General features: G+C 44.8%; 12 protein-coding genes. 9 read left to right on the plus strand and 3 right to left on the minus strand.

All coding sequences use genetic code 11. The features are described from left to right. Positions 1-66: 66 nt before the first annotated feature. Complete coding sequence (locus NI466_RS04685; RefSeq protein WP_004281239.1) at positions 67-264, minus strand: hypothetical protein; 198 nt, start codon at positions 262-264, stop codon at positions 67-69. A gap of 183 nt (positions 265-447) precedes the next feature. Then, positions 448-1,164 carry a ribonuclease PH gene (gene rph, locus NI466_RS04690; protein WP_004281238.1) on the minus strand — a complete coding sequence of 239 codons (717 nt, stop codon included), beginning with the start codon at positions 1,162-1,164 and terminating at the stop codon, positions 448-450. Between the two features lie 210 nt (positions 1,165-1,374). On the opposite strand from rph, the gene NI466_RS04695 reads away from it, so the two are divergent. Continuing rightward, a complete protein-coding gene (locus NI466_RS04695; RefSeq protein ID WP_253172920.1) occupies positions 1,375-2,076 on the plus strand; it encodes a TetR family transcriptional regulator in 702 nt (233 codons plus the stop codon). A 54-nt stretch (positions 2,077-2,130) separates the two neighbouring features. Here NI466_RS04695 and NI466_RS04700 read toward each other — a convergent pair whose 3' ends face one another. Continuing rightward, positions 2,131-2,745 (minus strand): thiol:disulfide interchange protein DsbA/DsbL, encoded by a 615-nt coding sequence (locus NI466_RS04700; RefSeq protein ID WP_004281236.1) that lies wholly within the window; start codon positions 2,743-2,745, stop codon positions 2,131-2,133. A gap of 227 nt (positions 2,746-2,972) precedes the next feature. On the opposite strand from NI466_RS04700, the gene ubiG reads away from it, so the two are divergent. From ubiG to argA, 8 genes are all read left to right on the plus strand, one after another. Beyond that, the gene (ubiG, locus tag NI466_RS04705) at positions 2,973-3,701 is read left to right on the plus strand and encodes a bifunctional 2-polyprenyl-6-hydroxyphenol methylase/3-demethylubiquinol 3-O-methyltransferase UbiG (RefSeq protein ID WP_004729050.1); all 729 of its coding nucleotides are present in this window, start codon (positions 2,973-2,975) and stop codon (positions 3,699-3,701) included. After that, positions 3,698-4,387, plus strand: coding sequence for an HAD family hydrolase (locus NI466_RS04710; RefSeq protein ID WP_004281234.1), 690 nt, complete (start codon positions 3,698-3,700; stop codon positions 4,385-4,387). Before ubiG ends, NI466_RS04710 begins: the two co-directional genes overlap by 4 nt. Before the next feature lie 39 nt (positions 4,388-4,426). Continuing rightward, positions 4,427-5,173, plus strand: a complete 747-nt coding sequence (locus NI466_RS04715) for a YciK family oxidoreductase (RefSeq protein ID WP_005094903.1) — start codon at positions 4,427-4,429, stop codon at positions 5,171-5,173. A 156-nt stretch (positions 5,174-5,329) separates the two neighbouring features. Continuing rightward, entirely contained in the window at positions 5,330-5,749 is a 420-nt protein-coding gene (locus tag NI466_RS04720) for a hypothetical protein (protein WP_253172922.1), read from the plus strand. Between the two features lie 183 nt (positions 5,750-5,932). Next, entirely contained in the window at positions 5,933-6,088 is a 156-nt protein-coding gene (locus NI466_RS04725; protein WP_004281231.1) for a hypothetical protein, read from the plus strand. A gap of 315 nt (positions 6,089-6,403) precedes the next feature. Then, complete coding sequence (locus NI466_RS04730) at positions 6,404-6,790, plus strand: RcnB family protein (protein WP_005105288.1); 387 nt, start codon at positions 6,404-6,406, stop codon at positions 6,788-6,790. 243 nt (positions 6,791-7,033) lie between these two features. Next, on the plus strand, positions 7,034-7,420 hold the full coding sequence (locus tag NI466_RS04735) for an RcnB family protein (RefSeq protein ID WP_253172923.1): 387 nt from the start codon (positions 7,034-7,036) through the stop codon (positions 7,418-7,420). Positions 7,421-7,552: 132 nt separating this feature from the next. Next, complete coding sequence (gene argA / locus NI466_RS04740) at positions 7,553-8,896, plus strand: amino-acid N-acetyltransferase (RefSeq protein ID WP_004729045.1); 1,344 nt, start codon at positions 7,553-7,555, stop codon at positions 8,894-8,896. Positions 8,897-9,253: the final 357 nt, after the last annotated feature.

The raw sequence follows: 9,253 nt of genomic DNA on the forward strand, positions 1-9,253 counted from the left end.
AAGCACCCTTTTTTATTTTTAGAAAATTTTTTTGCGTATATTTTGCTCAATTTTCTATTTTAGATTTTAATCATCATCGTCGTCCCGATTACCTCGGCGATCGCGGTCATCATCGTCACCATCACGGTCGTTATATCTTCCGTTATCCTCATCACGATCCTGATTTAATACTGAACGCTCGTCATCTTCACGATTATTGCCCCAGTCACAGGCAGTTAATCCAAACACGCCCAGCAATGAAATTGCACAAAGCCACTGTTTCATGTCGCATTACCTCATTGTGATCTCGCCTGATCCAATATCGGTTTAAAACCGGTTCAGATATAGCCGATTCATGTCGGATTTTTGTCAGGAAGTTTTGTAATGCATTTTTTGGATACAGTTGCAGAGTGAAATTTCAGGCATAAAAAAACGCATCCGGAGATGCGTTTCTCAGCATGGGATGGATTACCAGCCTAAAGCTTCTTGCTGTTTTTTCACCAGTTCCTGGATGCCTTTCTCGGCCATTTCCAGCATGGCATTCGATTGTGCGCGGGTAAATGGTTTGTCTTCTGCAGTACCTTGAATTTCAATAAATTCACCGGCCTGAGTCATCACCACATTCAAATCGGTTTGACAGTTTGAATCTTCTTCATAGCAAAGATCCAATAAAACTTCATCTTTGAAAATACCAACAGAAACCGCAGCCACCAAACCTTTTAATGGATCATGTTTGATTTTTTTTCTTTCCAGCAAGACGTTCATGGCATCGACCAAGGCCACCGCAGCACCGGTAATCGCTGCAGTACGGGTACCGCCATCGGCCTGAATTACATCACAGTCGATAGTAATGGTATTTTCACCGAGTTTTTTCAGATCGACCATTGAGCGCAGGCTACGACCAATCAGACGCTGAATTTCCTGAGTACGGCCACTCTGTTTGCCACGTGCCGCTTCACGGTCACTACGGGTATGAGTTGAACGTGGCAACATGCCATATTCAGCCGTTACCCAGCCCTGGCCCTGACCTTTGAGGAAACGCGGTACAGAACTATCCACACTGGCAGTGCACAGTACTTTGGTATGACCAAATTCAACCAATACAGAGCCTTCCGCATAACGTGTATAGTTACGGGTAATTTTCACTTCACGTAATTGATCTAATGCTCGCTGGTCGATACGCATAATAAGTCCTGTATAGGTTCAAAATAATTGCGGCTCAGTATAGCAGAAGCCTTGGCCAAGATTAGGCAGCCGGATGATTCATTTACAAAGTCAATGCATCAGCTCGCTACGAGATGTCAAAATTCTGCCGATCTGTGGCACTACGATTTAATTTAATTTTTGCTAGACTAAAACTCCCTATGAGGGAAGCCAGTGACAGGAAACCCATTTATGTCCTTACGTGAAGATCGCAAGCAGCAAAGTCATCAGGCATTACTTGATGCGACACTGGCATTCAGCAGTCAGGGTCGTGCTTTCAGTACGATCAGTCTGCGTGAAGTTGCGAATGCGGTCGAACTGGTACCGACGGCGTTCTATCGGCACTTTCAGGATATGAACCAGCTGGGCCGGGAATTGCTGGATCAGGTTGCGATTCATATCAAGGGTGTCCTCAATCAGCTGGGACAGGCTTATTTGTATCAGCCGAATACCCGAACTCACACGGGACTTGAACTCTTTTTTCAGGCAGTCGAATACCATCCTGAACCCTGGATTTTTTTTGTGGCAGAACGTTGGGGCGGTTCGGACGTATTACGTGCCGGAATTGAACGGGAAATTCATTTTCTGGCTGAAGATGTCATGCATGAACTGGCCAAGATGCAATCTACCCGACATATTCAGGCACCACAGGACTTGCAGGCTCTGGCACAGATGCTGATTGAGCTGTCTCTGAACTGGGCCATGGGCTGGATTCATCTGCAGCATCAGGTTGATCCAGAGCTGCGCCGCGCTCAATCCAATGCCTTTAAAACCCAAAGCGTGCTACAGATGCAGCTCTTGCTACGTGGCATTTTGCACTGGTACCGGCGACCTGCCAAAACAGTTGAAACCGCAAGCCCTGTGCTCAATGAAGCGGTCATTCCCCCTGCCTAAATAAAAAAACCTGCATCATGATGCAGGTTTTTTTTACTGATCGTCAGTTCAGACTTATTTGGCTTTACGCTCTTTCTCGATCAGGTAATTCACCACCTGAATGACTTTGGCATCATTACCCTGCACAATATATTTACCATTCACGGTCACTGCCGGAACACCACTTAACTGATACTGAGCAGCCAGATTTTTGGCTTGGGCAATTTTCGAAGTGATCGGGAAAGATTTATAAGTGCTGTTAAATTTCGCTTCAGGAATACCATAGCGGGTATAGAACTTGGCCAATTGCGCCTGTTCTAAAATTGGACGTTGCTTATCATGAATATCATGGAATAATTGTAAATGTGCTTTTTGACGCACACCCAATGCTTCAGACACATAATAAGCACGCGCTGCCTGCTCCCAGAGTGGATTCATTGCAGCCGGCGTACGTACAAAACGTACATCTTTTGGTAATTTTTTCAACCAGCCCTGCATATGTGGTTCAAGCGCGAAACAATGACCACAGCCGTACCAGAAGAATTCACGTACCTCAATTCTGCCCGGTTTTTCGACTTTGACTGGTTTTGCAACCACCTGATAGTCCTGACCTGCCACAAAATTGGCCATAGCATTGCCTGAAAAGGCCAAAACAGATGCGGCAACAGCGCCTAAAAGGAATTTTTTCATTCGGATTATCGTCCTCTAAATCATTATGCTTAGTTTATGTGTTCACTATAAATCAATTATGCCGGTTTCGTTTTCATTCTGTGAACTTTTTTGCTGCTTTTATCGCTTTTTCTGCCAGAATCGCTACACTAAACCATCGAACTGATTTTCAAGGTTTTAAATCAGTTTCTCTGGCCATTCGGCACATATATATTTTTAGCTAATCATGACTGATTGAGGTGACACCGATGTCGCAATTGAATGTTGATCCACAAGAAATTGCCAAGTTTGAAGCATTTGCAGCTATATGGTGGGATCAGCATTCCGAGTTCCGCCCCTTGCACATGATTAATCCACTGCGTTTAAACTGGATTGATGAACATGCCGGAGGCCTGAGCGGCAAAAAAGTGCTGGATGTCGGCTGTGGTGGCGGTATTCTGGCCGAAAGCATGGCGCGACGCGGTGCCGATGTACTCGGGATTGATATGGGCGCAGCCCCTTTAAATGTGGCACGCATCCATGCCGAACAGGAAGGTGTGAACAATATTGAATATCGTCAGGTGCCGGTCGAGCAACTGGCAGAGGAACAGGCTGGCCAATATGACATCGTGACCTGCATGGAAATGCTAGAGCATGTGCCAGATCCGGCATCGATTATTCAGGCCTGTCACAAGCTGGTCAAGCCAGGTGGTCATGTATTCTTCTCGACCATTAACCGTAATCCAAAGTCCTATTTATTTGCGATTATCGGGGCAGAATATGTCTTGCGCATGCTGGCCAAAGGCACCCATGATTACAGCAAATTTATCAAGCCGTCTGAACTGGCACATGATATTCGTAACGCTGGTTTAAAGCTCAAAGACATGACCGGTCTGCACTATAATCCGCTGACCAAGCGTTATTGGCTGGCACCGAATGTTGATGTGAACTACATGGTTTATACCGTGAAAGATAGCGCAGCAGAGACCACAGCATGAAAGCCGTTTTATTTGACCTCGATGGAACCCTGATTGATACCGCTGCCGATTTTATCCGAATTATCCAGCAGATGTGCCGTGAAGAAGGCCGCCCACTGGTTGCACCCGAGCTGATTCGTACCCAGGTCTCCGAAGGCGCTCGCGCTATGGTGAAACTGGTTTATCCGGAACTGCAACTAGAAGATCCGGTCTTTCTGCAACACCGTCAGCGCTTTCTGGACATGTACGGCGCAGATATTGCGGTCGATACCGATCTGTTTGATGGCATGTATCCATTACTTGAACAGCTAGAGGAAAATGACATTCCTTGGGGGATTGTGACCAATAAACCGCGCTGGCTCAGCGAGGCTTTACTGCAAGCGCTGAACCTGAGTGAACGCTGCGCAGTGCTGGTATGTCCGGAAGATGTCACTCGGACCAAACCCGATCCTGAACCGATGTATCTGGCAGCCAAGCAACTGAATCTTGCCGCGGAAGACTGTATCTATGTCGGAGATCATCCCCGAGATATTGATGCCGGCCGTCATGCCCAGATGCTGACCATTCTGGCTGCTTATGGTTATTTGCCGTTGCAATACAAAGACGATTTAAACGCCTGGCAGGCCGACCATATCGTGCATACTGTGACAGAATTACATCAATTGATTCAGACACTAGTACTGAAGCAGCATACTGCGGTATCTTGAACGCTTAACACTAAATAATAAGAAGTGAGGAGGTAGATAATGAAATATTCAGCATATCAACCTCGCCCCGATCTGCTCAAGGATCGTATCATCCTAATCACAGGTGCGGGCGATGGCATTGGACGTGCAGCAGCAATCAGTTATGCCTTGCATGGCGCAACTGTGGTGCTGCATGGGCGTACCTTAAACAAACTCGAAGTCATTTATGATGAAATTGAAAGTTTGGGTGCGCCGCAACCTGCCATCTTGCCGCTACAACTATCGAGTGCGTCAGAACGTGATTATGAGCTTTTGCTCGATACGCTAGACCGTCAGTTTGGTCGTCTGGACGGCATTCTGCACAATGCCGGCATTTTAGGCGAACGGGTTCCCTTGGCGGATTATCCGGTCAATGTCTGGGATGATGTGATGGCGGTCAATCTGCGTGCACCCTTTGTCATGACCCAAGCGCTGTTACCGTTATTATCCAAATCCGAACATGCTTCTGTGGTTTTTGCCAGCTCAGGTGTAGGCCGCGAAGCCCGCGAACGCTGGGGTGCGTATTCGGTTTCTAAAATTGCTATTGAAGCGGTAAGCCAGTTATTTGCCAAAGAGCAGGTACATCCGAATATCCGTTATAACTGCATCAATCCCGGGGCAACGCGGACTGCCATGCGCGCCAAGGCCTATCCGAATGAAGATCCGAAAACCCTGCCTACCCCCGATTCAATCATGCCGGCTTATCTATATTTGATGGGTAATGACAGCCTGCATATGAATGGCCAGAGTATTGATGCACAGGATTAAATTATTCTGTCTGTCATTCAGGGAGCAATCGCTCCCTTTTTATTTCATTTTTAGTCATATTCAGCGCATAAATCTTAAGTAAGTTCACCCCGCTCGCATTGAGTTTCATTAAAATAACAGCATACTAAGCCCCACTATATTTCACTCGAGTGCATCATGACTGAATTAAACAATATTACGGTGACCCATTTAAACGATGGCATGGTGTCGCTGCTGATTGATCAACAGCCTATTTCAGAGAAATACGGCACCAAGTTTGAAGCCAGTATCGTGGATGACATCAAAGCACTCGAAAATGCTCAGAAACTCAAATTGTTCGAGCAATTTGTATTTTCACATCAGGATCTGAATTTTGAACATGCCTATTATTATGTGACTGGCATTGAAAAATTAGACGACAGTTATCGTCTGGCCAAGCATTTTGTTTATCGCATTAAAATTGAAGGTCAGCCAGAAATCGAACATGTCATCAGCAATCAGGGCAAAGCCATGACGGCCGAGGATGTACGTGCCTTTATTCAGGCGCATGTGCAGAAATCACTCAACGATTATACTGACCTGAACTACGCTTATTAAAAGTCGGGTCATTGAATAATCTTGGGCACTTTTCGATAAAGTGCCCTTTTTTTCTTAAAATCCTGCAAAAATAACAATAAATCGGATTTACATATTAAATATATAAAATTATACGGTTTTCCAAATTAAACTGATTGGACTATGCTTTCTTGAATCACAGATAGATCAAATCAGGAGCGCAGCATGGCTGACCAAAAACGTAAAATTGAAACAATTCACCGGATTGAACAGTTGCAGTTATCTGAAGCATTGATTGTGGCACTCGATGATGCCCTACAAGCTGAATCCGTGGCTGACGCGATTCAGTCCTTACAAGGTTTGGCAGAGCAATGGAATTAATCTCAAACTAAACCGGCAAAATTCTTTGTCGTTTCATTAAATCATGAACTTTTTTCTCGCTGACTCAATGCTGTTTTTTTGAGCTAAATCATCGATTTTCGCTTGCATGTTGGCCCTTGCTTTGATGAGATAAGGACATGGCTCGGTAGGCTACTTTATAGAAGTGATGCCGTCGCATATAGTCATGTAAAAATATGACATCATCATAATATCTCTGCATTTGTTATAAAAATTGTGCCTGTTCTTCACAGTTTCTCTGCAATTTTTCCGTACATTAGGCGCTGTAGAAGATGAACAATTTAATGAGGGTTCAACATGAAAAAGGTTTTGGTGGCACTGGCAATTTCTTGCAGTACATTCATGCTGAGCAATGTCGTCATCGCTGCCCCTCATTTCAATGATGAATCCCGTATGGATTCACGTCATGGTCATGACAAGAAGAAAGCCCGTGAGTTCCGAGAGGAAGAGCAACAGGATAACCGCCGTATGCGTGAAGAACGCGGGGTGAAACGCCTGCAACAGTTACGCTGGCAGCCGGGTTATGTGATGCCGCAGCATTATCGTGGCAATGGCTATAAAGTTGAATATAAAGACCATCGCCTGCCTCGACCTGACCGCAAGCAGCAATGGTACAAAGTCAATAATGACTATATTCTGGTGGATTCTGAAAACAACAGTATTATCCGGATCGTGGGTGACTAGTTCATAAGTGCATTCAAATTTAATCTTCTTTAAGGCCCAACGATGTTTGGGCTTTTTTATTTCACTGGCTGAAAATTTTTTATTCGCAAATCTCGCTGCTTTTCCAGTTTTGAGACTACGTGATTCATCTACTAAATTTCTTCATGAATTTAACAATTTAACTAAATAGCCCTCACGCTTTCTATGTACTTGTTCGCTAATTTAGTCTCATCGAAATTAGATATACATTTTAAGGTGAGAGCCATGAAAAAAGTCTTAACTACAATCGCGTTATCTCTAAGTGCTTTGTTAGCTACTTCTGCAATGGCAGCACCACAGCATGACTCGCGTTATGACCATAATTCACATAAATCGGCACCACACTGGAATGCCAAAGATAGCAAGAAATGGAATGACGACCGTCGCTGGAATGATGACCGCCGTCATAACAACCGTATGGTCAACCCAAGCCGTGACTGGCGCGTAGGCCAAACTCTACCTCGCCAATATGACAACAACCGTTTTGAAGTAAGTGATCGCGAAGCACGCCGTTTGCCAAATACCGGTCGTTTCCAGCAATGGTACAAGGTCAACAATGACTACGTTCTGGTCAATGAGCGTACCAACAAAATTGTACGAATCATTAACTAAGCTTTCTCCATTACTGCTCGTCTTGCAGACACCTGAAGTCCCCTTCAGGTGTTTTTTTATATCTGCACTTCCACTTGCATTTTTTTTCATTAGAATCAAAGCTGGATCTTCAATCATTGAAATGGGCACAGCATGACTTCAGCAGAAACGTCACAAAGCACAACTTTGCAATATGTGCACTGGTTTCGCCATTCTGCGCCTTATATCAATGCGCACCGCAATAAAACCTTTGTAATCATGTTTGATGGCGAAGCCGTCTTAAATGATAACTTTCAGCATATTATTCACGATATTGCTTTATTACATTCTTTGGGCATTCGGCTGATTCTGGTACATGGTGCACGTCCGCAAATTAACCAGAATCTGGCTCAAAGCCAGATTACGACGCCTTTTTACCAGCAGCGTCGGGTCACCACACGTGAATCTTTAAGCTGCGTGATGAATGCCGTCGGTTCGATCCGCCTACAAATTGAAGCACTGCTGTCTATGGGACTGGCCAATTCGCCGATGTATGGCGCCCGGATTGATACCGTTTCAGGGAATTTTGTCACCGCCAAGCCGTATGGCATCCGCGATGGTATCGATTTTCAGCTGACCGGTGAAGTGCGCGCAGTTGATACCGATGCGATTCAGCGCCATCTGGACAGTCATAATATTGTGGTGCTTGGCCCGACCGGTTATTCCACCACCGGAGAAGTCTTTAATCTGCTGGCTGAAGAGGTGGCTACCAAAACTGCGATTCGCCTCAAGGCAGATAAACTGATTTTTCTCGGTAAGCAGCATGGCCTGATGGACAGTAACGGCCAGCTCAAACGTGAAGTGACACCGCAACAGCTGGATGATTTTATTCCAGTCGAGCAAGATGCACTGGAAAGAGGACTACAATTAAAAGCCGCACAGGAAGCCTCAATGAACGGCGTACATCGGGTGCATCTGATTTCTTATGCCTATGATGGTGCCCTGCTGGAAGAGCTGTTCACCCGGGATGGTTCCGGAACTCTGGTCACCGATGCACATTATGAAGAAGTGCGGATGGCCGATATTCAGGATGTAGGGGGTCTGATCGGTTTGCTGCGTCCACTGGAAGAAGAAGGCATTCTGGTCTATCGTTCGCGTGAACGTCTGGAAAATGAAATCAACCAGTTTGCCGTAATCGAACGGGACGGCATGATTCTGGCCTGTGCCGCCCTTTATCCGATTCCGACTACGGGTGATGAATTGCGTTCTGCAGAAATTGCCTGTGTTGCGGTACATCCAAGTTATCGCAAGTCTAATCGGGGCAGCCAGATTCTGCATTATCTTGAAGAAAAAGCCAAAAGCATGCAGATTCAGCAGCTGTTTATTCTAACCACCCGCACCGCGCACTGGTTTCTGGAACAGGGCTTTGAACCGGCTTCAGTCGATGATTTGCCAGATGCCCGTCAGGCTTTTTATAATTATCAACGTAATTCAATTGTTTGCAAAAAGTCACTTTAAAGTGGCTTTTTCTTTCAGTGCTTTAGCTTAATTTCAGATAAAGATATCTGACAATCTCGATTTAAATTTTCAAATTCTATTACTGGTTTTTAGCTAAACATATCAACAGATCAGATTTAAAAAAATAACTATAAATTTCATAAGTTTGATTAATTTAAATATTAAATCTTCATTTTTATATAAATCACTTTTTCGCATAAGTTTTGCGCTTTTTTATTTATCTTTTTTCTTCATTAGAAATTCCTGAATAGTTATTTTTTTAGAAAGGCGGATTCAAGCGGCAAGTGCAACAGTATAAAAACCAGCCATAACATCACTGGGCGTATACCATCCCAGTGTCTTTCTGGGGCGATTATT

The sequence above is a fragment of the Acinetobacter lwoffii genome (assembly GCF_024129595.1).
In the GTDB taxonomy this organism is placed as follows: Bacteria; Pseudomonadota; Gammaproteobacteria; order Pseudomonadales; family Moraxellaceae; genus Acinetobacter; species Acinetobacter lwoffii_O.

Bases quoted from the DNA above. Each gene is read 5' to 3' on its own strand.
- NI466_RS04685 (WP_004281239.1), bottom strand. From the start codon at position 264: ATGAAACAGTGGCTTTGTGCAATTTCATTGCTGGGCGTGTTTGGATTA.
- rph (WP_004281238.1), bottom strand. From the start codon at position 1,164: ATGCGTATCGACCAGCGAGCATTAGATCAATTACGTGAAGTGAAAATT.
- NI466_RS04695 (WP_253172920.1), top strand. From the start codon at position 1,375: ATGTCCTTACGTGAAGATCGCAAGCAGCAAAGTCATCAGGCATTACTT.
- NI466_RS04700 (WP_004281236.1), bottom strand. From the start codon at position 2,745: ATGAAAAAATTCCTTTTAGGCGCTGTTGCCGCATCTGTTTTGGCCTTT.
- ubiG (WP_004729050.1), top strand. From the start codon at position 2,973: ATGTCGCAATTGAATGTTGATCCACAAGAAATTGCCAAGTTTGAAGCA.
- NI466_RS04710 (WP_004281234.1), top strand. From the start codon at position 3,698: ATGAAAGCCGTTTTATTTGACCTCGATGGAACCCTGATTGATACCGCT.
- NI466_RS04715 (WP_005094903.1), top strand. From the start codon at position 4,427: ATGAAATATTCAGCATATCAACCTCGCCCCGATCTGCTCAAGGATCGT.
- NI466_RS04720 (WP_253172922.1), top strand. From the start codon at position 5,330: ATGACTGAATTAAACAATATTACGGTGACCCATTTAAACGATGGCATG.
- NI466_RS04725 (WP_004281231.1), top strand. From the start codon at position 5,933: ATGGCTGACCAAAAACGTAAAATTGAAACAATTCACCGGATTGAACAG.
- NI466_RS04730 (WP_005105288.1), top strand. From the start codon at position 6,404: ATGAAAAAGGTTTTGGTGGCACTGGCAATTTCTTGCAGTACATTCATG.
- NI466_RS04735 (WP_253172923.1), top strand. From the start codon at position 7,034: ATGAAAAAAGTCTTAACTACAATCGCGTTATCTCTAAGTGCTTTGTTA.
- argA (WP_004729045.1), top strand. From the start codon at position 7,553: ATGACTTCAGCAGAAACGTCACAAAGCACAACTTTGCAATATGTGCAC.